We start from the raw sequence: 22,825 nt of genomic DNA, 5'->3' as shown, positions 1-22,825 counted from the left end.
GGACATGCCGGCATGGGTGTTCGGGTCGCTGCGAGGGGCGTCGCTGCGCCGCGATCTGATGGCCGGGCTGACGGTGTGGGCGGTGCTGATCCCGGAGTCGCTGGCCTACGCGTCCATCGCCGGCGTGCCGCCGGTGATCGGGCTGTACGCGGCGATCCCGGCGCTGCTGCTGTACCCGGTCCTGGGCAGCTCCCGGCACCTCGTGGTCGGGCCGATGTCGGCGACGGCGGCGCTGTCGGCAGGAGTGGTCGGCGGCATCGTCAGCAACGGATCCGGGGAGTTCCCCGCCTACACCGCCGGGCTGGCGCTCGCCGTCGGCGCGCTGGCGGTGCTGGCCGGGCTGCTGCGGCTGGGCTTCCTCGCGAACTTCGTCTCCGAGCCCGTGCTCAAGGGCTTCATCGTCGGGATGGCGCTGGTGATCATCGTCGGGCAGCTGCCGAAGCTGTTCGGGATCGAGGGCGGCGACGGCGACTTCTTCCAGAAGCTGTGGGCGGTCGTCACCTCGCTGGGCGACACCAACGGCTGGTCGGCGCTGACCGGGCTGGGCTGCCTCGCCCTCGTCCTGGTGCTGCGCCGGGTGGCGCCGCTGGTGCCCGGGTCGCTGGCCGCCGTCGTGCTGGGCATCGTGCTGGCGACGCTGCTGGACCTGGAGGACCGCGGCGTCGACGTCGTCGGGCACATCGACGCCGGGCTGGCCGCGCCCGCGGTGCCGGACCTGAACGCCGCGTCGGACATCCCGCTGCTGCTGTCCGGCGCGGCCGGCGTCATGCTGATCGGCTTCGCCGAGGGCCTCGGCGCGGCGAAGAACTACGCCCGCCGCGACGGCTACCGGATCGACGCGAACCGCGAGCTGGCCGGCCTGGGCGCGGCCAACCTCGGCTCCGGGTTCCTGCAGGGCATGGTGGTCAACGGCAGCCTGTCGAAGACCGCGGTCAACGCCGGCGCCGGCGCCCGGTCGCAGGTGTCCGGCTGGACGGTGGCCGCGCTGACGGTGCTGACGCTGCTCATCCTGACGCCGCTGTTCGCGCAGCTGCCGGAGCCGGCGCTGGCGGCCGTCGTCATCGCGGCCGTGATCGAGCTGGTCGACGTCGGCGGGCTGCGGCGGCTGTACGAAGTGAACACGGCCGCGCTGGCCTCGATCTACGGCCGGGCGGCCCGGGCGGACTTCATCTGCGCGCTCGGCGCCCTGCTCGGCGTGCTGGTCTTCGGCACGCTGCCCGGCCTGCTCATCGGCGTCGTGCTGTCGGTGGTGCTGCTGCTGGCCCGCTCGGCGCGCCCGCACATCGCCGTCCTGGGGAGGGTGGCCGGGCAGGACCAGTGGGTCGATCGGGCGCGGGAACCGGGGAGTACCCCGGTTGACGGCGTCGTGGTGGTCCGGGTGGAGAGCGGCCTCTATTTCGCCAACTCGGACACCGTCCAGGACCGGTTGCTGGAGCTGGCCGGCGCCGACGGCGTTCGCGCCCTCGTCCTCGACGCCGCCACCGTGCCGTTCGTCGACGTCACCGCCGCCGGGATGCTCCGCGACACGGCCGCCGAGCTGCGTGGCGACGGCGTCCGGCTGCTCGTCGTCGGCGACGTCGGGCAGGTGCGCGACGTGCTGCGGCGGGCCGGCGCGGCGGCCGTCGTGGACCGGCTGTACCCGTCGATCGACGCGGCGGTCGCGGCGACCTCACCCGGAGAAGGTGAGGCCGCCGGCGACGGCGCCGCCGGACGATGAGTCGACGGCCGCTACCTGGACCTGGAGCGCCGGCTCCAGGCCGCCCTGGCCCGAGACTGAGAAGGAGATCCCGATGGCCACGTTCACCGTCTGGAAGTTCGACGACCACACCGCCGCCGACCGCGCCGTCACGCTGCTGGAGTCGCTGCAGAAGCAGGAGCTGATCCAGGTGCACGACGCCGCCACGGTGTCGTGGGAGCCGGAGAAGAAGAAGCCGAAGACCCGGCAGCTGTCGAGCCTCACCAAGGTCGGCGCGCTCGGCGGCGCGTTCTGGGGGCTGCTGTTCGGCCTGCTGTTCTTCATCCCGCTGCTCGGTGCGGCGGTCGGGGCGGCCGCGGGCGCGCTCGGCGGCTCGCTCACCGACGTCGGCATCGACGACGACTTCATCCGCCAGACCCGGGAGAAGGTCACGCCGGGGACGTCCGCGCTGTTCGTCCTCACCAGCGGCGCGGTACAAGACAAGGTGCTGCAGGCGTTCGAGGAGTCCGGCCTGAAGCCGGAGCTGGTGCAGTCGAACCTGACGACGGAGCAGGAGGAGAAGCTGCGCGATGCCTTCGCCGAGTGAGCCGGCGCCATGCTGCGCGGCGGCTCGGGACACGGGGGAGCTGGTGGCGGCGCCGACGTTGACGGCGCCGCCACCGGCCACGCCGGGCAGCTCGGCCGGCAACGTCGGCTTCCGCTGCGTCAGGTCCGGCTGAGGATGCCGGAGCGGGCGACCGACCAGATCACGAAGACGCAGAGCGCGATGATGAGCAGCGACCAGAACGGGTAGTACGGGATGAAGAAGAAGTTGCTGATGGCGCTCACCATCGCCAGCGCGATCGCCACCCCGCCGGCCACGGCACTGCCGGTGAACAGGTAGAACCCGGCCACCGCGATCAGGACGCCCACGATCAGGTGCACCCAGCCCCAGGCGGTGACGTCGAGGTCGAAGGTGTAGTTGGGCAGCACGACGTAGAAGTCGTCGTCGATGATCGCCGCGAGGCCCTCGAGCGCCTGGAAGACGCCGATCATGATCATCATGGTGGCGGCGAAGACGACCCCGCCCATGGCCCAGCCGGACGGCTCCGGGCGGGACGTGTCGGTCGGAGCGGTGCGGAAATCGGTCATGACTCCTCCTGCGAGCTGATGCGGGGAGATCCCCGCATCTCACCCTCTCGGCGGGCCGGACGCGGGAGCATCACCCACCGGGGGTGATCCCGCTGGACGGTCCCGCTAGGGTGACCGATATGTCCGGTGACGAGGCCGCCGACCAGGCCGATGCCGAGCCCGTCCGGATTCCGTCCGCTCCGCCGTCCCAGCCGCTCTCGCCGCGCCGCCGGACCGGCGTCGTGGCCGCCGTCGGCGCCGCGCTGGCCGGGCTGGCCGAGGGCTTCCTGCGCGACGCGATGATCATCGGCACGGCGACGCTCGCGCTCGTCGTCGCCGTCGCGGGACTGCTGGCGGGATCGGCCGGGCAGGCGATCACCGGCCTGCTGGCCGGCGTCGGCGGGGCGATCGTGCTGGTCGCGGGCGTGGCGCGGCAGCGGCCGGTCGGCCGGCAGTGGCTCGCCATCGCCGTCGTGCTGGCCGTCAACGTCGCGCTGATCGTCGCCTGGACCGCCTGATCGCTACTCCAGCAGCGTCAGCTCGACGGTGACCGCGTCGCCGTCGTCGACGCCTTCGGCGACGCGGACCGCCTTCTTCACCGGCAGCACGTAGCAGCCGCTGCTCGCGTCCGGGAAGATCGACGTGGACCACGACGAGCCGCCCAGCCGCACGTCGACCCGGAGCGAGCCGAACCCCGGCCGCGGCGGCCGCGGCCGCGACCTGATGTCGTCGGACACGTCGGCCGGCAGCGTGACGAACCGCCACGATCCCTCGGCGCCGAACGGCCGCACCGCCCCGTCGAACGTGAATCGCTGCACCGGGCCGGTCACTCGCGCTTCCCGTGATCGCCCCAGCGCCAGGCCAGCTCGATCAGCACGATCCCGGCGGCGGCGCAGGCCAGCCCGATGACGGTGTAGCCGGAGTTGCTCGGGTCGAGCAGGAACAGGTCCTGGGTGAACGGCAGCAGGAACATCAGCGCCGACGCCGCCGACATGACCGCCACCAGCGCGATCTTCCACGGCGCGTACGGCCGGGCGACGATCGCCAGCACCCACATCGCCAGGATCGTCACCGTGATCAGCGCCGTCGTGGTCGACTGGGTGCGCTCGGCCTCGGTCGCGTCGGCGCCCTGGTAGGTGAGGATGTAGGCGACGAAGCAGGCCACGCCGATGACGATGCCGGCCGGCAGCGACGTGCGCATCACCCGGCCGACGAAGCCGGGCCGGGCCCGTTCGGTGTTCGGCGCCAGCGACAGCACGAACGCCGGCAGGCCGATGGTGAACCACCCGGTGATCGTCACGTGCCGCGGGTAGAACGGGTACGGCAGCGCGTCGAAGCCGACCAGGCCGGGCACGCCGACCATGAACGCCAGCAGCACCGAGTACACCGTCTTGGTGAGGAACAGCGTCGCGACCCGCTCGATGTTGCCGATGACGCGGCGGCCCTCGGCGACGACGTGCGGCAGCGTCGCGAACTTGTTGTCCAGCAGCACGATCTGCGCGACGGAGCGGGTGGCCGGGCTGCCGGCGCCCATCGCGACGCCGATGTCGGCGTCCTTGAGCGCGAGCACGTCGTTGACGCCGTCGCCGGTCATCGCGACGGTGTGCCCGCGCGACTGCAGCGCGCCGACCATGGCCCGCTTCTGGTCCGGCGTGACCCGGCCGAACACCGCGTTCTGGTCCAGCACGCCGGCCAGCTCGTCGCGCCCGTCCGGCAGCGTGCGGGCGTCGACGGTGTGGGTGGCGCCGGGCAGCCCGAGGGAGCCCGCGACCGCGCCGACCGACGCGGCGTTGTCGCCGGAGATCACCTTGACGGTGACGTCCTGCTCGGCGAAGTAGGCGAGCGTGTCCTTGGCGTCGGGCCGGACCTTCTGGTCCAGGATCACCAGCGCCGACGGGGTGACGGCGCCGGGCGCCCCGGCCGCGTCGACCGGCTGGCCGGCGCGGCCGAGCAGCAGGACGCGCAGGCCCTTGGCGCCGGTGGACTCGGCCTCGGCCCGGGTGGCGTCGCCGTCGGGCAGCAGCACGTCGGGGGCGCCGAGCACCCAGTCGCCGTCGTCGCCGAAGCTGGCCCCGCTCCACTTGCGCGCGGACGAGAACGGCGCGACGCCGGTGACCCGCCAGCCCGGGTCGTCCGGGTATGCCTCGGCGATGGCCTGCAGGCTGGCGTTCGGCCGCTGGTCGGCGGCGGCCAGCGCGGCCAGGGCGGTGCTCGCCGCGGCGGGGTCGCCGTCGAGGTCGCGCAGCTCGGACAGCCGCATCGCGTTCTCCGTCAGCGTGCCGGTCTTGTCCGCGCACACGACGTCGACCCGGGCCAGCCCTTCGATCGCCGGCAGCTCGTTGACCAGGCACTGGCGGCGTCCGAGCCGGACCACGCCGACGGCGAACGCGATGGAGAGCATCAGCACCAGGCCCTCGGGCACCATCGGCACCAGCGCCGCGACCATGCCGCGCAGCGCGTCGGGCAGGTCCTGGTCGCCGGAGAGCTGGTTGTAGATCGACAGCGCGCCGGCCGGGATCAGCAGGTAGGTGATGAAGCGCAGGATCGTGTTGACGCCGTTGCGCAGGTCGGAGTTGACCAGGGTGAACCGGCTGGCCTCCTCCGACAGCCGGGCCGCGTACGCCTCGCGGCCCACCTTCGTCGCCCGGTACGCGCCGCTGCCGGCGACGACGAAGCTGCCCGACATCACCGGGTCGCCGGCCTGCTTGATCACCGGGTCGGACTCGCCGGTCAGCAGCGACTCGTCCACCTCCAGCGCGTCGGCGGCCACCACCTCGCCGTCGACGACGACCTGGTCGCCGGCGCTCATCTCGATGACGTCGTCGGCCACCACCTCGTTGGGCGCGAGCTCGGCCGTGACGCCGTCGCGGCGCACCCGCGGCCTGGCCTGCCCGACGATGGTGAGCCGGTCCAGCGTGCGTTTCGCCCGCATTTCCTGGATCAAGCCGACGACGCTGTTCGCGACGATCATGCCGCCGAACAGGCCGTCGAGCAGGGAGCCGGTGCTGAGCACGATGAGGAACAGCACCAGCAGGATCGCGTTGATGCGGGTGAAGACGTTGGCCCGGATGATCTCCCAGACGCTGCGGCTGGCCCGCGCCGGCACGTCGTTCGTCCGCCCGGCGGCGACCCGTTCCGCCACCTGTGCGCTGGAGAGCCCCCGCTCGACCTCGGCTGGCGCCGTCATCCGGTCCGTCATGGGACGACCCTAGCCGGGCGGCGGGTGCCGGGTTCAGTCGTCGGCGAGGTCGGGGAAGGGGATCGGGCAGCCGGGGCTGCCGGCGCAGTCGCGCAGGTCGTGGCACCCGGCGTCGACGGCGGCGCGGAGCGTGTCGCGGATCGTCTCCAGCGCGGCGATGCGCGACTCGATCTCGGCGATCTTGGCCGCCGCCTTCGCGCGCAGGTCCGCGTCGTCGCGGGCGTGCCCGCGCCCGGTGTCGACCAGATCGGCGATCTCGTCCAGCGTGAACCCGAGCCGCTGCGCCGCCTTGATGATGCGGACGGTCGTCAGCGTGTCGTCGTCGTAGACACGGTGCCCGCCGAGCGTCCGCTCCGGCGCCGCCAGCAGCCCGCGGCGCTCGTAGTACCTGAGCGTCTGCAGGTTGACCCCGGCCGCCGCGGCCAGTTCGCCGCTGCGCAACGTCATCGGGCCAGCCGCTCCAGGCCGTCGAGCACCGGCGACTGCGCGGCCGGGACCTCGACCGTCAGCGCGCCGCCGGCGCCGAACGTGAACGTGAAGAACGCGCAGCAGGCGCTCTCCCTCTGGGCGAGGTCACGGGCGGTGGCCAGGACGGCGGCGTCGTCGTCCAGGGCGAGCTCCAGCCGGGTCGGCGACACCCGGCGCGGCCGCCGGGCGGACCGGGCGAAGAGGTCGGCGAACTCGGCCAGGCGCAGCGGTCGCTCGGCGGTCGGCAGCGTGCACGAGGATGGGACGAAGGCGGCGTCGATGTCCATGCCCCGACGGTAAACCCGTACCGGGGTACCGGTTGCAAGTCCTCGTCCCGGAGGTGGCGATGTCCGGCTAAGCGGCTCCTCGGCGTCCGCCGGACGATCAGGTGACACAACAGGCTCCGAACGCGCCGGTTCGTCACCTGATCATCGGTCGTCCACGTGCTGGAGACGATCAGGTGACGAACCTGCCGGAATCAGGCGCGGTTCGTCACCTGATCGTCAACGGGAAGATGATCAGGTGACGTCGTCGAGGCGGGACGGGGTCGTCATGACGCGGGCGCCGTCGAGCACCCGCGGCGCGTCGCCGGTGATCTCGAGCTCGGCGGCCACCGGGAGGTTCTCGCTGGACGGGCCCGCGGCCAGCGTGAACGTGCCCGGCTCGACGATGCGCCGGAGGTCCAGGCCGGGGAACGAGGTGCGTTCGGCGTGGACGGTGAACGTGACCCGGCGAGTCTGGCCGGGCGCCAGCGGCACCCGGCGGTAGCCGATCAGCTCGCGCACCGGCCGGACGACCTGCGCGACGTGGTCGGTGAGGTAGAGCTGGACGACCTCGGCGGCCGGGCGGTCGCCGGCGTTGCGCACCGTCACGGTCACGTCGACGGAGCCGTCGTACGGGATGGCCGACGCGCTGAGCAGCAGCGACTCGTACGTCACCGTCGTGTACGACAGGCCGTGCCCGAACGGGTACAGCGGCGCCGGGTCGAGGCTGGAGATGCCGTCGGTGCGCTGGTCCAGTGGCGCCGCCCGGTACGTCGGCAGCGCGCCCGACGGCGTCCGCGGCACCGCGACGGGGAGCCGGCCGCTCGGCTCGACCCGTCCCGACAGCACGCCGGCGATCGCGGCGCCGCCTTCCTCACCGGGGAAGAACGCCTGGACGACGGCGGCGCAGCGGGGCGCGAGGGCGCCGAGCGCGTACGGCCGCCCCGACACCACCACCAGCACGACCGGCGTCCCGGTGTCCAGCACGGCCGTGACCAGCTCGGCCTGGACGCCCGGCAGCGTGAGGTCCGGCGCGTCGCAGCCCTCGCCGGACGTGCCGCGGCCGAACAGCCCGGCGAGATCGCCTACGGCGACGATCGCGACGTCCGCCTGCGCCGCCAGCGCCGCCGCCGCCGCGAACCCGGACCGGTCGTCGCCGGTGATCGCCGCACCGGCCGCGTGCGGCACCTCCGCGTCCGGCAGCTCCGCGCGCAGCGCCTCCAGCAGGGTCGGCACCGCGACACCGAGGTCGTCGCCGTCGTACCCGGCCAGCACGTGGTTCGGGAAGGAGTAGCAGCCGAGGAGCGTGCGCGGCTCCACCGCGGTGGCGCCGATGACGGCGACGCGGCCCGGCCCGGCTCCCGCCGTGCGCAGCGGGAGCGTCCCGTCGTTGGCCAGCAGCACGACCGACCGCTCGGCCAGCCGGCGGGCCAGCGCGCGGTTCGCGGGGGAGTCCAGGTCGACGCCGTCGTCGCCGCGTGGCTGCCAGCCGGCGTCGAGCAGGCCGAGCCGGCCCTTCTGCAGCAGCACCCGGCGGACGGCCTCGTCCAGCACCGGCTCCGGGACGGCGGACGCGGCGGACGCGAAGCCGACGGTCTCGGGCAACTCGACGTCCACGCCGGCGGCCAGCGCGAGCGCGCCCGCGCCGGCGTCGTCCGCCGCGATGCGCTGGGTGCGGCGCAGGAACGGGACCGCCCAGTAGTCCGACACGACGGTGCCGCCGAACCCCCACCCGTCGCGCAGCAGCGTCGTCAGCAGCGCGCGGCTGGCGGTGGGCGGCACGCCGTCGACCGCCGCGTACGACGGCATCACCGAGCCGGCGCCGCCCTCGCGGATCGCCAGCTCGAACGGCGGCAGCAGCACCTCGGCCAGTTCCCGGGCACCTAGAGCGACGGGGCCGTGGTTGCGCGCCGAGCGCGACGCCGAGTAGCCGGCGAAGTGCTTGAGCGTCGCCACCAGCCCGGTGGACTGCAGCCCGCGCACGTACGCCGTCGCCACCGTCGCGACCAGGTACGGGTCCTCGCCGACGGACTCCTCGACCCGGCCCCACCGGTAGTCGCGGACGACGTCGAGCACCGGCGCCAGCCCCTGGTCGACGCCGACGGAGCGCAGATCGCGGCCGATCGCGGCGGCCAGCTCCTCGACGAGCTCCGGGTCGAACGCGGCGCCCCAGGCCAGCGGCGTCGGATAGATCGTGGCGCCGTACGCGGTGAAGCCGGTCAGGCACTCCTCGTGCGCGATCGCCGGGATCCCGAAGCGGGACGCCCGCACCACGGCGGTCTGCCGGGCGCGCAGGTCCGCGACGCCGTCCGCGACCGGAACCGGCGCCGTCCCGAACACCCGGGTGAGGTGGCCCAGGCCGTGCTCGATGGCCGCCTCGAACGACGCCGGCCCGGGCATGTCGCCCTCCATCGGCGCGACGTCGCCGCCCTGATCACCGGGGTCGCCCAGGTCGTCGGCCGGGCGGTGCCAGTGGCTGCCCAGCTGGCCGGCCTTCTCCTCCGGGGTCATCGCGGCCAGCAGGGCGTCGACCCGCTCGGCGAGCGGGAGCCCGGTGTCGTGCCAGGGACCGGCCCAGGTGTCAGCGGTCATCGATTCCTCACTTACCGAAGCCGGCGGTCAGGCCGGACACCAACTGGCGGCGGCCGACGACGAAGGCGGCCAGGACGGGGAGCGCGGACAGCGTCACCGCGGCCAGGACGGCGGGCACGTTGACGGCGAACTGGCCCTGGTAGGTCCACAGCGACAGCGGGAGCACCCGCACGGACGAGCTCTGGGTCAGGATCAGCGGGAACAGGAACCCGTTCCACACCTGCAGCGCCTGGTAGATGCCGACGGTCAGCAGCGCCGGCCGGCTCAGCGGGAGCACCAGCGCCAGCAGGATGCGCCCGTGCCCGGCGCCGTCGGCGCGCATCGACTCGAACAGCTCCGCCGGGATGTCGCGGACGAAGTTGACGATGATCAGCACGCTGATCGGGATCGCGAACGCGATCGCCGGCAGGATCAGCGCGACCAGGCTGTCGTACAGCCCGAGCCGGACGATCAGGTAGTACACCGGGATGATCGTGGCCTGCACCGGGATGGCCAGGCCCAGCAGCACCAGCCGCAGCGTGCCGCGCGACAGCGGCGTCCCCGCCCGGACCAGGTAGTACGACGCCATCAGCGACACCGTCAGGATCACCGCCACCGACGCGACCGTGACGATCAGGCTGTTGCTCAGGTAGCGCACGAAGTCGTTCTCCAGGACCAGCCGGTACGCGTCCAGCGTCGGGTCCGCCGGCGGCAGCAGCGGGTTCTCGATGTAGTAGTCCTGCTGGCGGCGCAGGCTGGTGAGCACCAGGTAGTAGATCGGCACGATCGTCACGACGACCCACACCAGGCCGCCGAGCGCCCCGAGCGCGTTCGGGGTCTCGCGGATCCGCCGCCTCATGCGGCCCCCGCCTGCTGGCTCTGCATCCGGCCCGAGCCGGAGACGCGGCTGAGGAACAGCGACAGCGCCAGCCCGATCGCGACCAGGAGGACGGCGATGACGCTGGCCGGCCCCATCTGGTAGCTGCGGAAGCCGGTGAGGTACATGTCCAGCGGCAGGATCCGGGTCGCGTCGCCCGGACCGCCGCCGGTCAGCACGAACACGAGGTCGAAGTACGTCAGTGAGCCGACCAGCATCAGCGTCGACGACGTCACGATCGTGTAGCGCAGCTGCGGCAGCGTCACGTACCGGAACTGCTGCCACCGCCCGGCGCCGTCCAGCGTCGCCGCCTCGTACAGCGAGGCCGGGATCTGCCGGACCCCGGCCTGGTAGAGCAGCGCGTGGAACGGGACGAAAGCCCAGCCGACGACGAAGATCACCGCATAGAGCGCGAGGTCCGGGTCGCCGAGCCAGTTCGTCGACAGCGTGCCGGGGGAGAACGCGCGGGAGAGCCCGAAGTTCGGGTCCAGCAGCGACCGGAACACGATGCCGATCGCCGCGGACGAGAACAGCAGCGGCAGGAAGTACAAGACGGCGAACGCCGCCCGGTAGCGCTGCCGGCCGGCCGTGAACACGCCGAGCAGCAGCGCGACCGGCGCCTGGAACAGGAACGACACGACGACGAACACGACGGTGCGCCAGAGCGCGGCGCGGGTCGCGGGGTCGGCGAGGGTGTCCAGCCAGATCTCCGCGCCGGCCCAGCGCGGCGTGCCCAGGCCGTCCCACTCCATGAACGAGAGGACGGCGACGCCGCCGAGGGGGAGCAGCGCGAACAGCCCGAAGAACGCGAGGGCGGGCACGGCCAGCCAGAACGGCGGGCCCTGCCGGGCCGGACGAGGCTGCGCCGGCTCCGCCTCGCGGCGGTGAAGCATGCCGCGTGCGCTCTTGACGCCGGCTACGCCCCGTCCGGTCCGGCCGGACTCTCCTTCGGCCGTCCGCATGTCAGAGCGTGGCGTTCATCGCGTCGACGAACTGCTGCGGGGTGATCTCGCCGAGGAAGATCTGGCTGAGGTTCGTCAGCAGCTCCTGCGCCTGGTCCGAGGGCAGCGCCTGGTCCCAGGACAACTGGAAGTGCGGCGCGTCCTGCACCAGCCCGTAGGCGAAGCCCAGGTACTCGGCGTCGTCGCTCTGGGCGATGCGGTCCTCGAGGCCCGCGACCGGCGGCACGCTGCCGGCGTCGAGCATGGCGGTGAGCTGCTCGTCGTCGTAGACGAACTCATTGAGGTAGTCCAGCGCGGTCTGCTGCTCCTCGTCGCTCGCCGACGCCGAGACCGACCAGAAGTTGGCCGGGTTGCCGACGATGTTCGCCGGGTCGCCGCTGCCGCCCTCGATCTCCGGGAACGACGTGAAGCCGAGCGCCGACGTCGCGAACTCCGGGTTGTCGGTGTGGAAGGTCGCGTAGACCCAGCTGCCCTGCAGCAGCATCGCGGCGCGGCCGGTGTGCACGAGCGCGGCGTCGGCGCTCTGGTCGGCCGCTACGGAGGCGAACGCGTCGCCGAACCCGCCGGCCTCGACCAGCTCCTGGATCTTCGTCAGCGCCTCGGTGATCGCCGGGTCGGACCACGCGTCCGGCTCGCCGTCGAGGACGGCCTGGAAGACCTCGGGGCCGCCGATGCGGTCGGTGAGGTACTGGATCCACATCAGTTCCGGCCAGACGCTCTGACCGGCCAGCGAGAACGGGATGATGCCGGCGTCCTTGAACGTCGCGACCGCGTCCAGCGTCTCCTGCCAGGTCGTCGGCACCTCGATGCCGGCCTGCGCGAACAGGTCCTCGTTGTAGTAAAGGACAACCGGCTGGACGTCGTTCATCGGGACCGCGTAGGTGACGCCGTCGATCACGCCGTTCTGGGCGACCGACGGCATGACCCGGCCGGTCAGGTCGGCCGTCTCGGCGCCGATGTCGACGACCTGGTCGTTCGCGACGTAGTCGGCCAGGGTGCCGCCGGTCCAGTTCATGATCAGCGTCGGGGCTTCGCCGGAGCCGACCGACGTGCGGATCTTCTCCTTGAACGCGTCGTTCTCGAACTCCTCGACCGCGATCGGCTGGTCGTCGTGCTCGCCGTTCCAGCGTTCGAACGAGGCGGCGGTGACGGGCCAGCCGCCGCCGGTGAGGATCCAGGCGCTGGCCGCGCCGCCCTCGCCGTTCTGGGCATCGTCGCCGCCGTCCGTGCCGGCGTCGGTGGAGTCGCCGGGGCTCGCGCCCCCGCAGGCCGCGAGTGTGAGCGCCGTGGCGGCGACCATCGCTGCTGCCGCGGCCCGGAGTCTGGTGTGCCTCATTGCGCCATCCTGTCCTCGTGGAGCGACTGGTTCCGAAACAGTTGCGACGGTGTTTCGGTTGACCGAGAGGGTAATCAGGCAGGTGGATGGCGTCAATGGGTGCTTGACAACGGGACGGAAGTCGAAATAGTTTCGGGCGCATGCGAGGAGAGCGGCCGACCCTGGACACCGTCGCGCAGGCCGCAGGTGTGTCCAAGGCGACGGTGTCGAAGGTGCTCAACGGGCGCGGCGACGTCGCGGCGGCGACGCGGGCCCGGGTGCAGGAGGCGATCGGGTCGCTGGGCTACGTCCCCAGCACCGGCCGGCGCGTGCACGACACCACGCCGACGGTCACCGTCCTGTTCGACGCGTTCGTGAACCTTTACTCGGCGCAGGTGCTGTCCGGCATCGTGTCGGCCGGCCTGGAGCAGGGCGTCGACGTCGTCGTCACGCATCTGGCCGGGTCCGGCGCGCTGGAGCCCGAGTGGTTCCGCGGGTTGTCGGCCAAGGGGCACCTCGGACTGATCGTCGTCACCACCGAGGTCAGCCCGTCCGAGGTCCGCGCCTGCGCCGACGCCGGCCTCGGCCTCGTCGCCGTCGACCCCGTGTCGATCGACCCCAGCACCACCGACCAGCTGGTGAGCGTCAGCGCCACCAACTGGTCCGGCGGCCTGCAGGCCACCGAGCACCTGCTGGGCCTGGGCCACCGGCGCATCGGGTTCGCCGGCGGCCTGCCCGCGTCGCGGCCGGCGCAGCAGCGGCTGCACGGCCACCTCGCCGCCCTGAGCAGCGCCGGCCTCCCCGCCTCGGCGGACGACGACCTGGTGCAGCAGGTGGGGTTCAGCTACGAGGACGGGCAGACCATGGCCGCCCGTCTGCTCGACCTCCCCGAACCGCCGACCGCGATCGTCGCCGGCTGCGACGGCTCCGCGCTCGGCGTCATGGAAGAGGCCCGCCGACGCGGCCTGCGCCTGCCGGACGACCTCAGCATCGTCGGCTTCGACGACACCTATGCCGCCGCCTGGACGTCGCCCCAGCTCACCACGGTGCGGCAGCCGATGCGCGAGATGGGCCGGGTGGCGCTGCGCACACTGCTCGGGCTCGCGCAGGGCCGGCGACCCGAGACCCACCACTTCGAGCTCGCCACCACGCTGATCGAGCGCAGCTCCACCACATCACCCGCCGCCGCCTGAAGCTGTTCACGTACTCGTAACGCGAAGGCCGCCCATGTCACGTCCCCGTAATGGGTGGCGCACGTTCGAGTAACGCCGGGTGGCCACCATCACAGGGACGTGCCGGCCCCGGTGAGGGCGCCGGCGTTCCGACTCGGCTAGGAGCCAACGATGCCCGAACTCAGCGCGGGCGATACCGCGTGGGTGCTCACGAGCGCGGCTCTCGTTCTGCTCATGACCCCTGGACTCGCCTTCTTCTACGGCGGCATGGTGCGCGCCAAGGCCGTCCTCAACATGCTCATGATGAGCTTCCTCTGCCTGGCGATCGTCCCCGTCGTGTGGGTGCTGTGGGGATACACGCTCGCCTTCGACGGCACCAACGGCGGCGTGATCGGCGGGCTGGGGAAGTTCGGCCTGGACGGCGTCGGGCTGGACAGCATGTCCGCCGCGCCCATCCCTGAGTTCGCCTTCGTGGCGTTCCAGGCGGTGTTCGCGATCATCACCGTCGCGCTGATCAGCGGCGCCATCGCCGAGCGCGCGACGTTCAAGGGCTGGGCGCTGTTCGTGCCGCTGTGGGTCACGATCGTCTACTTCCCGGTCGCGAACTGGGTGTGGGGCGGCGGCTGGATCTTCGAGCTCGGCGCCCTCGACTTCGCCGGCGGCACCGTCGTGCACATCAACGCCGGCGCGGCCGGCCTCGCGCTGGCGCTCGTCCTCGGCAAGCGGGCCGGCTGGCCGCAGCAGCCGATGCGGCCGCACAACCTGCCGTTCGTGCTGCTCGGCGCCGGTCTGCTGTGGTTCGGCTGGTTCGGGTTCAACGCCGGCTCGGCGCTGGGCGCGAACGGGCTGGCCTCGGCCGCCTTCGTGAACACCATGGTGGCGACATCGGCGGCGGTGCTCGGCTGGCTGCTGGTCGACGTCGTGAAGCAGCGGCACTCGACGACGCTCGGCGCGGCGTCCGGCGCGATCGCCGGTCTGGTCGCGATCACCCCGGCGTGTGCGTTCGTCACCCCGATCGGCGCGATCATCATCGGCGTCGTCGCGGGCGCGGTGTGCGCGCTGTGCGTCGGGCTGAAGTACCGGTTCAAGTACGACGACTCGCTCGACGTCGTCGCGGTGCACCTGGTCGGCGGCGTCGTCGGCACGCTCATGATCGGCCTGCTGGCGACCGAGTCGTTCACCGGCGGCGCCGAGGGCCTGTTCTACGGTGGCGGCGTGGACCTGCTGTGGCGTCAGGCGGTGGCCGCGGGCGTCGTGATCGCGTTCTCCTTCGTCGTCGCGTACGTCCTGGGGATCCTGATCGACAAGACGGTCGGGTTCCGGGTCAGCGAAGAGGAGGAGGTCGACGGCGTGGACCTGAACGTGCACCTGGAGACCGCCTACGAGCTGACCTCGACGTCGGCCGGCCCGTCCCGCGGCCTGCCCGAGCCGGCCTCCGTCCGGGCCGAGACCACGCAGGGAGCGTGACCACATGAAGCTCGTCACCGCGGTCATCAAGCCGTTCAAGCTCGACGAGGTACGCAAGGCGCTGGAGGCGTTCGGCGTCAACGGCATGACCGTCACCGAGGCCAGCGGCTACGGCCGGCAGAAGGGCCACACCGAGGTCTACCGGGGCGCGGAGTACACCGTCGACCTGGTGCCGAAGGTCCGCCTCGAGGTGCTGGTCGACGACCTCGACGTGGACCAGGTGCTCGGTGTGGTCGCCGAAGCGGCCCGGACCGGCAAGATCGGCGACGGCAAGATCTGGGTCACGCCGGCCGAGGCGGTCATCCGGGTGCGCACGGGGGAGACCGGACCGGACGCCCTCTGAGCACCTCCACCGCGCGGTTCGTCGCGCTGCGCCGGGCCATCGTCGACGACGACAGCCTCGGCGCGGCGCGGCGCGCGCAGACCCTGTCCGAGCTGGCCGACGGCTGGCTGGCGCGGCTGTTCGCGGACGTGCCGGAGACGGCGCGCCGCGGCTTCGCGCTGGTCGCCGTCGGCGGCTACGGACGGCAGGAGCTGCTGCCCGGCAGCGATCTCGACGTCCTGCTGCTGGCCGGCCGCGGCGACCCGGCCGTCGTCGCCGACGCGATCTTCTACCCGGTATGGGATGCCGGGCTGGCCCTGGACCACTCGGTCCGCACCCCCGGCGAGGCGCTCTCCGTCGCCGCCACTGACCTCAAGGCGGCCCTCGGGCTCATCGACGCCCGGCATGTCGCCGGCGACCCGGCGCTGACCGACGCGTTGCGGTCCGGCGTCCGCGACGCCTGGCGCAAGCAGGCCCCGTCGCGACTGCCCGAGCTGGCGGCGATGTGCCGCGAGCGGGCCGCCAGCGTCGGGGAGCTGGCCCACCTGCTGGAGCCGGACCTCGTCCAGGCCCATGGCGGGCTGCGCGACACGCTGGCCCTGCGCGCCGTCACGGCCTCCTGGATCGCCGACCGCCCCCGCACCGCCGAGGTCGACCTGGCCCGGCAGTGGCTGCTGACCGTCCGCGACGCGCTGCACCGGACGACCGGGCGGCGGCAGGACCTGCTGCTGTTCGAGAACCAGGACGACGTCGCGGCGCTGCTCGGCCTGCCCGACGCCGACGCCCTGCTGCGCCGCGTCGCCGAGGCCGGCCGCTCGATCGCCTACGTCTCCGACGTCACCTGGCGCGACGTCGAACGCACCCTGTCCGGCCGGCGGCGCCGCGGGCTGCGGCGGCAGCAGCCGGTCCGCCGCCCGCTCGCCGACGGCGTCGACGAGTACGACGGCGAGGTCGTGCTGGCCCGGTCCGCCGATCCGCCGCGCGACCCCGTCCTGCCGCTGCGGGCCGCCGCCGCGGCCGCCCAGGCCGGCCTGGTGCCGGGGCCGCAGACGCTGGCGCGGCTGGTCGCCGAGTGCCCGCCGCTGCCCGAGCCGTGGCCGGCGCCGGCGCTGGACGCGCTGGTCAGCCTGCTCGGCGCTGGCCCGGGGATCGTGCCGGTGTGGGATGCGCTGGAGGCGGCCGGGCTGGTGGTGCGGTGGTTCCCCGAGTGGGAGCGGATCCGCTACCGGGCCACCCGCACGCCCGTCCACCGGCACACCGTCGACCGCCACCTCGTCGAGACCGCCCTGGTGGCCTCGCGGCTGACTCGCCGGGTGTCGCGGCCGGACCTGCTGCTGCTCGCCGCGCTCGTGCACGACCTCGGCAAGGGGGTGCGCGGCGACCACTCGGTGGAGGGCGAGCCGATCGCCGTCGCCGTGGGGCGCCGGCTCGGCCTGCCCGACGACGACGCGGTGACGCTGGGCCGGCTGGTCCGCCACCACCTGCTGCTGCCGGAGACCGCGACCCGCCGCGACCCGGACGACCCGGCGACGCTCGCGACGGTGGTCGAGGCGGTCGGGACCCGGGAGTTCCTGGAGCTGCTGGCCTGCCTGACGGAGGCGGACGCGACGGCGGCGGGGCCGGTCGCGTGGACGCCGCTGCGGTCCCGGCTGGTCGGCGACCTGGTGGAGCGGACGCGGGCGGTGCTGGCGGGGGCCGCGCCGCACGAGCCGGGCCGGCTGACCGACGACCTGACGACCCTGGTGAAGGAGGCCCTGGCTGACAGCGGGCTGGCCGTCCGGGTCACGCCGCCCGACGCGGACACGGCCGGCCTCGCCACCGTGACCGTCGCCGCGGGACGGGGCCCGCGGGTGCTCGGCGTCGTGGCCGGCGTGCTGGCGCTGCACCGGCTCGACGTCCGCTCGGCGCGGGCCTACACCGAGGGTGACGCCGTCGTGCTGGTGTGGCGGGTGGTGGCGCGCGGCGGTGGGGGGCCGGACGGGGTGCGGCTGCGCGAGGACATCGCCCGGGCCCTCGGCGGCAGCCTGGACCTGGGCGAACGGCTGGCGGCCCGGGCGGCCGAGTGGCGCGGGCGGGTCATTCCGCACGCCCGGCCCCGGGTGGAGCTCCTGCGCGACGTCTCGGCGGACGCGACGGTGCTGGAGGTGCGCGCGCACGACCAGCCCGGACTGCTGCACCGACTGGCGACCGCGCTGAACGCCGGGGTCGTCATCCGGTCCGCCGTCGTCGGAACACTCGGCTCGGAGGCGATCGACGTCTTCTATCTGGTCGACGGTGACGGCTCGGCGCTCGATCCCGCCGCCGAGCAGGCCGCCGTCGCCGCCGCGTGGGGGGCGCTGGAGTAGGTCCGATGCCCGCCCGTTGGCTTGTGGGGCTGCGAACGTTGGCCGTCCCCCTGCTGCCCATTCTCTTAGCCCCGGAGCCGCGCCTCAAGTCCGCGGCCCCTGTCGCTGATGTGGCTGGTGGTTGGGGGCCGCGTACTTGACCCGCGGCTCCGGGGCCAAGAACGGGCAGCTATCAGGGGGACGGGGGGAGTGTGGGCACGTCCGCCGGGGCTCCGGCGCCGTCCGTCGGGGCTCGGGCGTCGGGTTGGCGCCTCGTCGGGTCCGCTGGCCGCTGTGGCAACCTGTGGTGTCCGGGTCGCGGCGTTTGTGGGGCTGTGGACAGCAATGATCATCAACGATCGCGCACGTCCCTAGGCGTTCTCTCGCTCGACCACCCATGCATGCCTAAAGAAGCGTGAGAACGCCTGGTGGGCGGCCCGGATGACCCGGCGAAATCTCACTAGGTGGACACTTAACGACACCAACGCCACACCGAACCCGACCCGACGGCCCGACAGGCCGGCGGGAGCGGCCAGCGGACCCGAACCACTCGCCAACCCAGCGCCGGAGCCCGACGGGGCGTCGCCACACTCCCCCCGTCCCCCTGATAGCTGCCCGTTCTTAGCCGGGAGTGCGCGGGTCAAGTCCAGAGCCCCCGACCACAACGGACAGCGAACAGCCAGAGGCGTCGGACTTGAGGCGCGTGCTCGCGGTTAAGAGAATGGGCAGCAGGGGGACGGCCAACGTTCACACCCTCAAACCAACTGTCGCACTCGCCCAGGCTGCGGCGCCGGAAATACATCGCTACGATGTAATGGCAACGCCCAGCTCAGGGCCCATGTCGATCATGACGCCGACCGTGACGAATTGTCGCCGGAAATGTAGGCGAAAAGCGGAGATCCTCTTCACTTGTCGCATGTCCGGCGTACACGTTGCCCTGGTTGAGATGCAACGCATACCCAGCAGAGTCGCACCCTGACGGCGCGCGTCGCGCCCGAGTTCTGACGGATCGCCGTCGAGGGGGTGGCGTGGTGCGGTCAGCTCGATTCATCTTCCTTGCCCTGCACGACCCGGATCGTTCGCTCAGTCCCAGCTGGGGCCGCAGCGCCGAGCCGGGACCAGGGCGCCGTAGGGGCGCGCCCGCGGTCTGCTTCGCGTGGCTGCTCGCCTCGCCGAACAACCGCGAGCTCGGCCGCAGCTTCCGGGTGTGGGACAGCTACGCGGCCGGGCGTTCCGACGTCGGGATCCTCCAGCAGGGGGTGGACCGGCTGGAGACGTCGATGGCGACGGACACGGCGACCGGCATGTGGACCTGGCGGGTGACGCTCGGCGACCGGCCGGTGGCCCGGTCCGGCCGGATGTACCACCGCGAACGCGAGTGCCGGTACAGCCTGCGCACGTTCCTGGCAGCGGTTCCCGGCGCGCAGCTGGTCGAGGGCGTCCGCCAGGTCGAGAGCCGCGGCCGGACCGACCGGAGCAGCGTGGGCTCGCTGTGATCGACGCACCGACGCAGGAGCAGGACGCGCCGCGCCGGCTGACCACCGTCACCGGCGCCGCGGACCGGGTCTTCGGCGCCGTGTCGCGGCTGGCGGGCTTCGTCGTGCTCGCCGTCATGTCGCTGGTCGGCCTGTTCCTGCTCTACCGCGGCTGGCAGGCGCTCTCGGCCGACGGGCCCAGGGCGTTCGTCACCACCCGCGCCTGGGAGCCTGACTCGCACAACTTCGGCATCGCCGCCGTGCTGGTGCTGACGGTGCTGATCGCGCTGGTCGCGATCGTCATCGCGGTGCCGCTGGCGGCCGGCGCGGCCCTGTACATCTCCGAGTACGCGCCGCGCCGGTTCAAGCAGACGCTGATCAGCATGGTCGACCTGATGGCGGCGGTGCCCAGCATCGTCTACGGCATCTGGGGGCTGTACCTGCTGCAGCCGCACGTGATCGGGCTGTCGCGGTGGCTCGCGACCTGGCTGGACTGGATCCCGTTCCTCAGCGTCGACGGCTTCGACCCCGACGACCCGCTGCTGTCGATGTCGGTCTTCACGTCCTCGACGTTCATCGCCGGCATCGTGGTCGCACTGATGATCACCCCGATCATCTGCTCGATCATGCGCGAGGTGTTCTCCCAGGCGCCGCCCGGCGAGCGAGAGGGCGCGTACGCGCTGGGCGCGACCCGCTGGGGGATGATCCGCTCCGTCGTGCTGCCGTTCGGCACCGGCGGCATGATCGGCGGGTCGATGCTGGGCCTGGGCCGGGCGCTGGGCGAGACGATCGCCGTCTACCTGATCATCTCGCCGGTCTTCGAGATCCAGCCGAACCTCCTGCAGACCGGGTCGAACTCGATCTCCGCGCTGATCGCGCTGCGGTTCGGCGAGGCGACGGAGTTCGGCATGTCGGCGCTGATGGCGGCCGGGCTGACGCTGTTCCTGATGACGCTGGTCGTGAACTTCGCGGCCTCGTCGATCGTGGCGCGCACCCGGTCCGGCGCGGCGAGCGAGGCGTGAGCCGATGACCGTCATGACCACCGAGCCCGAGGCGCGGACGACGGTGCCGCAGCGGCCGCCGGCCCAGGCCGAGGTGCTGCGCAGGACCGCGTCGGTGCGCCGCTCCGACGTCCTCGCGCTGGTCGGCGCGGGCCTCGCCGCCCTCGCCGTCACCACGCTGTTCTTCTCGCTGCTGACCCCGTTCAGCGGTCTGATCGGCTTCATCGTCGTCGCGTACGTGCTGTTCCTCGCGTTCTACGCGCTGCTGGTCTCCTATGACGAGAGCGGCCCGGCCGTGCGCGACCGGCTGTCGACGGTGGTCATGCACAGCGCCGCGGTGCTCATGCTGACGGCCCTGATCTCGGTGATCGCGTTCACGTTCTGGCGCGGCCGGGAGCCGATGCGGCACCTGAACTTCTACGTCCAGGACCTGCGCAACGCCGGCCCGCTGGACGGGCTGGACGTCGGCGGCGTGCTGCACGGCATGGCCGGCACGTTGATCATGATCACCATCGCGGTGCTGATCACGGTGCCGATCGGGCTGCTCTGCGCGGTCTTCCTCAGTGAGTTCCCGGGGCGGTACAGCCGGTTCGTCCGCACCATCGTCGAGGCGATGACGGCGCTGCCGTCGATCGTCGCGGGCCTGTTCATCTACGCGACGGTGGTCGTGGCGCTGGGCATGGGCTTCTCCGGCATCGCCGCGTCGCTGGCGCTGTCGGTGATGATGCTGCCGATCGTCATCCGGGCCGCCGACGTCGTGCTGCGGCTGGTGCCGGGGACGCTGAAGGAGGCGTCCTACGGGCTCGGCGGCGGCCACTGGCGCACCGTCTGGCACGTCACGCTCCCGACCGCGCGCTCGGGCCTGACGACGTCGGTCATCCTCGGCACCGCACGCGGCATCGGCGAGACGTCGCCCGTGCTGCTGACGGCCGGCTTCACCAACCACCTCAGCCTCAACCCGCTGGACGGGCCGATGGTGTCCCTCCCGCTGCTCACGTTCGACCTGGTCCGCTCGCCGGAGCCGGCCTACATCGCGCGCGGGTTCGGCGCGGCGGCGCTGCTGATGGTGATCGTGCTGGGCCTGTTCGTCGCCGCCCGCGTGATCGGCGGACGGGGTCCGGGCCGGCTCACCAAGCGGCAGCTGCGGCGACGGGCGGCCGTCTCGCGCCGCGACGCCGAGCGGTTCGCCGTCCGCGACCAGCACCGATCGGCCGAGGGAGAAGCACCATGAGGTTCGCAATGGTGACGCGGATCGCGGGCGTGCTCGCGGCCGCGGCGCTGATCGGCGGTGCGGTGGTCTCGGGCGCGGATCCCGCGGTCGCCCAGGGCACCTACGTGACGGTGACGGGCTCCGGTTCGACGTGGAGCCAGAACGCCATCGCCCAGTGGGCCCGCAACGTCAACCAGTACGGCATGACGGTCAACTACTCCGGCGTCGGCTCGTCGGCCGGGCGGCAGCAGTTCGGCCAGGGCACCGTCGACTTCGCCGTGTCCGAGATCCCGTACGGCCTGCGCGACACCGGGACGCAGGCGTCGGACCCGCCGCCGGAGCGCAGCTTCCGCTACATGCCGATCGTCGCCGGCGGCACGTCGTTCATGTACAACCTGACGATCGGCGGGCAGCGGGTGACGAACCTGCGGCTGTCCGGCGAGGTGCTCACGAAGATCTTCACCGGCGTCATCACGATGTGGAACGACCCGGCGATCAAGCAGGACAACCCGGCGCTGGCGCTGCCGGCCCGCAAGATCGTCCCGGTGGTCCGCTCGGACGGCTCCGGCACGTCGGCGCAGTTCTCGCTCTGGATGGCGACCGAGCACACGGCGCTGTGGAACGCGTTCTGCGAGCGGGTCGGCCGCGAGACGCCGTGCGGGCAGACGTCGTACTACCCGATCCCGACCGGCTTCCACGGCGCCTCCGGCTCGAACAACGTCGCCGGCTACGTCGCGCAGGCGCACAACGAGGGCGCGATCACCTACGTCGAGTACTCCTACGCCGACGAGGCCGGCTTCCCGGTGGTGAAGGTGCTGAACCGGTCCGGCTACTACGTCGAGCCCACACCCGAGGCGGTCGCCGTCGGGCTGCTCGGCGCCCGGATCAACGAGGACGAGACGTCGCAGGACTACCTGACGCAGGACCTCACCGGCGTCTACCGGAACGAGGACCGGCGCGCGTACCCGCTGTCGTCGTACTCGTACATGATCCTGCCCGACGAACTGGAGTACGGGTTCACCGCGAACAAGGGCTACACGCTGGGCGCGTTCGCCTACCACTTCCTCTGCGAGGGGCAGCGCTCCGCGCCCGCGCTGGGCTACTCGCCACTGCCGATCAACCTGGTCGAGGCCGGGTTCGCGCAGGTCCGCGAGATCCCCGGCGTCGACGTACAGAACCTCAACGTCGCCGACTGCAACAACCCGACGTTCTCCACCGACGGCACCAACACCCTGGCCGAGAACGCGCCCTACCCACCCGAGTGCGACCAGCAGGGGCCGGTCCAGTGTGCGACCGGCACCGGCGGCGCTCCGCAGCCCGGCCCCGGTGGCGACGAGGGCGGCGGCGATGCCTCGGGTGGCGACGGCGGCGGGGACGCGTCCGGGGGTGACGC

20 protein-coding genes are annotated in these 22,825 nt (G+C 72.7%); 11 read left to right on the top strand and 9 right to left on the bottom strand.

The features are described 5' to 3' along the window. Positions 1-4: 4 nt before the first annotated feature. Together C1I92_RS21765 and C1I92_RS21760 are read left to right on the top strand one after the other, a co-directional pair. Entirely contained in the window at positions 5-1,717 is a 1,713-nt protein-coding gene (locus C1I92_RS21765; protein ID WP_111256750.1) for a SulP family inorganic anion transporter, read from the top strand. Positions 1,718-1,790: 73 nt separating this feature from the next. Further along, positions 1,791-2,282 carry a DUF1269 domain-containing protein gene (locus tag C1I92_RS21760; RefSeq protein WP_111256774.1) on the top strand — a complete coding sequence of 164 codons (492 nt, stop codon included), beginning with the start codon at positions 1,791-1,793 and terminating at the stop codon, positions 2,280-2,282. A 119-nt stretch (positions 2,283-2,401) separates the two neighbouring features. Here C1I92_RS21760 and C1I92_RS21755 read toward each other — a convergent pair whose 3' ends face one another. Beyond that, a complete protein-coding gene (locus C1I92_RS21755; RefSeq protein ID WP_111256749.1) occupies positions 2,402-2,827 on the bottom strand; it encodes a DUF7144 family membrane protein in 426 nt (141 codons plus the stop codon). Between the two features lie 119 nt (positions 2,828-2,946). Between C1I92_RS21755 and C1I92_RS21750 the strand changes: the two genes are divergently transcribed. Then, positions 2,947-3,324 (top strand): hypothetical protein, encoded by a 378-nt coding sequence (locus C1I92_RS21750; protein ID WP_111256748.1) that lies wholly within the window; start codon positions 2,947-2,949, stop codon positions 3,322-3,324. A 3-nt stretch (positions 3,325-3,327) separates the two neighbouring features. On the opposite strand, the gene C1I92_RS21745 is transcribed toward C1I92_RS21750, so the two are convergent. The 8 genes from C1I92_RS21745 to C1I92_RS21710 all read right to left on the bottom strand — a co-directional run bounded on the left by C1I92_RS21745 (position 3,328) and on the right by C1I92_RS21710 (position 12,482). Next, positions 3,328-3,624 carry a DUF1905 domain-containing protein gene (locus C1I92_RS21745; protein WP_111256773.1) on the bottom strand — a complete coding sequence of 99 codons (297 nt, stop codon included), beginning with the start codon at positions 3,622-3,624 and terminating at the stop codon, positions 3,328-3,330. Between the two features lie 8 nt (positions 3,625-3,632). Next, positions 3,633-6,005 (bottom strand): HAD-IC family P-type ATPase, encoded by a 2,373-nt coding sequence (locus C1I92_RS21740; protein ID WP_199521463.1) that lies wholly within the window; start codon positions 6,003-6,005, stop codon positions 3,633-3,635. A gap of 33 nt (positions 6,006-6,038) precedes the next feature. Beyond that, entirely contained in the window at positions 6,039-6,452 is a 414-nt protein-coding gene (locus tag C1I92_RS21735) for a MerR family transcriptional regulator (RefSeq protein WP_111256747.1), read from the bottom strand. Then, positions 6,449-6,760: a hypothetical protein gene (locus tag C1I92_RS21730; RefSeq protein WP_111256746.1), complete on the bottom strand. Its 312-nt coding sequence runs from the start codon at positions 6,758-6,760 to the stop codon at positions 6,449-6,451. The genes C1I92_RS21735 and C1I92_RS21730 overlap by 4 nt, the downstream gene beginning before the upstream one ends. A gap of 231 nt (positions 6,761-6,991) precedes the next feature. Then, positions 6,992-9,328 carry a glycoside hydrolase family 3 N-terminal domain-containing protein gene (locus C1I92_RS21725; RefSeq protein WP_111256745.1) on the bottom strand — a complete coding sequence of 779 codons (2,337 nt, stop codon included), beginning with the start codon at positions 9,326-9,328 and terminating at the stop codon, positions 6,992-6,994. A 7-nt stretch (positions 9,329-9,335) separates the two neighbouring features. Continuing rightward, on the bottom strand, positions 9,336-10,166 hold the full coding sequence (locus C1I92_RS21720; protein WP_111256744.1) for a carbohydrate ABC transporter permease: 831 nt from the start codon (positions 10,164-10,166) through the stop codon (positions 9,336-9,338). Beyond that, positions 10,163-11,077, bottom strand: coding sequence for a carbohydrate ABC transporter permease (locus tag C1I92_RS21715; RefSeq protein ID WP_111256771.1), 915 nt, complete (start codon positions 11,075-11,077; stop codon positions 10,163-10,165). The genes C1I92_RS21720 and C1I92_RS21715 overlap by 4 nt, the downstream gene beginning before the upstream one ends. A 70-nt stretch (positions 11,078-11,147) precedes the next feature. Continuing rightward, entirely contained in the window at positions 11,148-12,482 is a 1,335-nt protein-coding gene (locus C1I92_RS21710) for an extracellular solute-binding protein (RefSeq protein ID WP_111256743.1), read from the bottom strand. Positions 12,483-12,622: 140 nt separating this feature from the next. Here C1I92_RS21710 and C1I92_RS21705 point away from each other — a divergent pair, with 140 nt between their 5' ends. The 8 genes from C1I92_RS21705 to C1I92_RS21670 form a co-directional block, all read left to right on the top strand. Further along, the gene (locus tag C1I92_RS21705) at positions 12,623-13,654 is read left to right on the top strand and encodes a LacI family DNA-binding transcriptional regulator (RefSeq protein WP_111256742.1); all 1,032 of its coding nucleotides are present in this window, start codon (positions 12,623-12,625) and stop codon (positions 13,652-13,654) included. A gap of 150 nt (positions 13,655-13,804) precedes the next feature. Further along, complete coding sequence (locus C1I92_RS21700) at positions 13,805-15,100, top strand: ammonium transporter (protein ID WP_111256741.1); 1,296 nt, start codon at positions 13,805-13,807, stop codon at positions 15,098-15,100. 4 nt (positions 15,101-15,104) lie between these two features. Then, positions 15,105-15,443 (top strand): P-II family nitrogen regulator, encoded by a 339-nt coding sequence (locus tag C1I92_RS21695; RefSeq protein WP_111256740.1) that lies wholly within the window; start codon positions 15,105-15,107, stop codon positions 15,441-15,443. Then, positions 15,440-17,767, top strand: coding sequence for a [protein-PII] uridylyltransferase (locus C1I92_RS21690; protein WP_267896763.1), 2,328 nt, complete (start codon positions 15,440-15,442; stop codon positions 17,765-17,767). Before C1I92_RS21695 ends, C1I92_RS21690 begins: the two co-directional genes overlap by 4 nt. Before the next feature lie 1,010 nt (positions 17,768-18,777). After that, on the top strand, positions 18,778-19,242 hold the full coding sequence (locus tag C1I92_RS33440) for a hypothetical protein (protein ID WP_146605230.1): 465 nt from the start codon (positions 18,778-18,780) through the stop codon (positions 19,240-19,242). Next, the gene (gene pstC / locus C1I92_RS21680; RefSeq protein ID WP_111256737.1) at positions 19,239-20,243 is read left to right on the top strand and encodes a phosphate ABC transporter permease subunit PstC; all 1,005 of its coding nucleotides are present in this window, start codon (positions 19,239-19,241) and stop codon (positions 20,241-20,243) included. The genes C1I92_RS33440 and pstC overlap by 4 nt, the downstream gene beginning before the upstream one ends. 4 nt (positions 20,244-20,247) lie before the next feature. After that, positions 20,248-21,453 carry a phosphate ABC transporter permease PstA gene (pstA, locus tag C1I92_RS21675; RefSeq protein ID WP_199521462.1) on the top strand — a complete coding sequence of 402 codons (1,206 nt, stop codon included), beginning with the start codon at positions 20,248-20,250 and terminating at the stop codon, positions 21,451-21,453. Beyond that, the coding region (locus C1I92_RS21670; protein ID WP_199521461.1) for a phosphate ABC transporter substrate-binding protein PstS at positions 21,450-22,825 on the top strand (1,376 nt) is incomplete at its 3' end. The genes pstA and C1I92_RS21670, both read left to right, overlap by 4 nt.

Origin of the sequence: Jiangella anatolica, assembly GCF_003236295.1 — a bacterium.
In the GTDB taxonomy this organism is placed as follows: domain Bacteria; phylum Actinomycetota; class Actinomycetes; order Jiangellales; family Jiangellaceae; genus Jiangella; species Jiangella anatolica.
This window is presented reverse-complemented; position numbering and strand designations above follow the sequence as displayed.

Excerpts from the sequence above, each read along its gene's own strand:
- C1I92_RS21765 (WP_111256750.1), top strand. The coding sequence starts at position 5 with ATGCCGGCATGGGTGTTCGGGTCGCTGCGAGGGGCGTCGCTGCGCCGC.
- C1I92_RS21760 (WP_111256774.1), top strand. The coding sequence starts at position 1,791 with ATGGCCACGTTCACCGTCTGGAAGTTCGACGACCACACCGCCGCCGAC.
- C1I92_RS21755 (WP_111256749.1), bottom strand. The coding sequence starts at position 2,827 with ATGACCGATTTCCGCACCGCTCCGACCGACACGTCCCGCCCGGAGCCG.
- C1I92_RS21750 (WP_111256748.1), top strand. The coding sequence starts at position 2,947 with ATGTCCGGTGACGAGGCCGCCGACCAGGCCGATGCCGAGCCCGTCCGG.
- C1I92_RS21740 (WP_199521463.1), bottom strand. The coding sequence starts at position 6,005 with ATGACGGACCGGATGACGGCGCCAGCCGAGGTCGAGCGGGGGCTCTCC.
- C1I92_RS21735 (WP_111256747.1), bottom strand. The coding sequence starts at position 6,452 with ATGACGTTGCGCAGCGGCGAACTGGCCGCGGCGGCCGGGGTCAACCTG.
- C1I92_RS21730 (WP_111256746.1), bottom strand. The coding sequence starts at position 6,760 with ATGGACATCGACGCCGCCTTCGTCCCATCCTCGTGCACGCTGCCGACC.
- C1I92_RS21725 (WP_111256745.1), bottom strand. The coding sequence starts at position 9,328 with ATGACCGCTGACACCTGGGCCGGTCCCTGGCACGACACCGGGCTCCCG.
- C1I92_RS21720 (WP_111256744.1), bottom strand. The coding sequence starts at position 10,166 with ATGAGGCGGCGGATCCGCGAGACCCCGAACGCGCTCGGGGCGCTCGGC.
- C1I92_RS21715 (WP_111256771.1), bottom strand. The coding sequence starts at position 11,077 with ATGCTTCACCGCCGCGAGGCGGAGCCGGCGCAGCCTCGTCCGGCCCGG.
- C1I92_RS21710 (WP_111256743.1), bottom strand. The coding sequence starts at position 12,482 with ATGAGGCACACCAGACTCCGGGCCGCGGCAGCAGCGATGGTCGCCGCC.
- C1I92_RS21705 (WP_111256742.1), top strand. The coding sequence starts at position 12,623 with ATGCGAGGAGAGCGGCCGACCCTGGACACCGTCGCGCAGGCCGCAGGT.
- C1I92_RS21700 (WP_111256741.1), top strand. The coding sequence starts at position 13,805 with ATGCCCGAACTCAGCGCGGGCGATACCGCGTGGGTGCTCACGAGCGCG.
- C1I92_RS21695 (WP_111256740.1), top strand. The coding sequence starts at position 15,105 with ATGAAGCTCGTCACCGCGGTCATCAAGCCGTTCAAGCTCGACGAGGTA.
- pstA (WP_199521462.1), top strand. The coding sequence starts at position 20,248 with ATGACCGTCATGACCACCGAGCCCGAGGCGCGGACGACGGTGCCGCAG.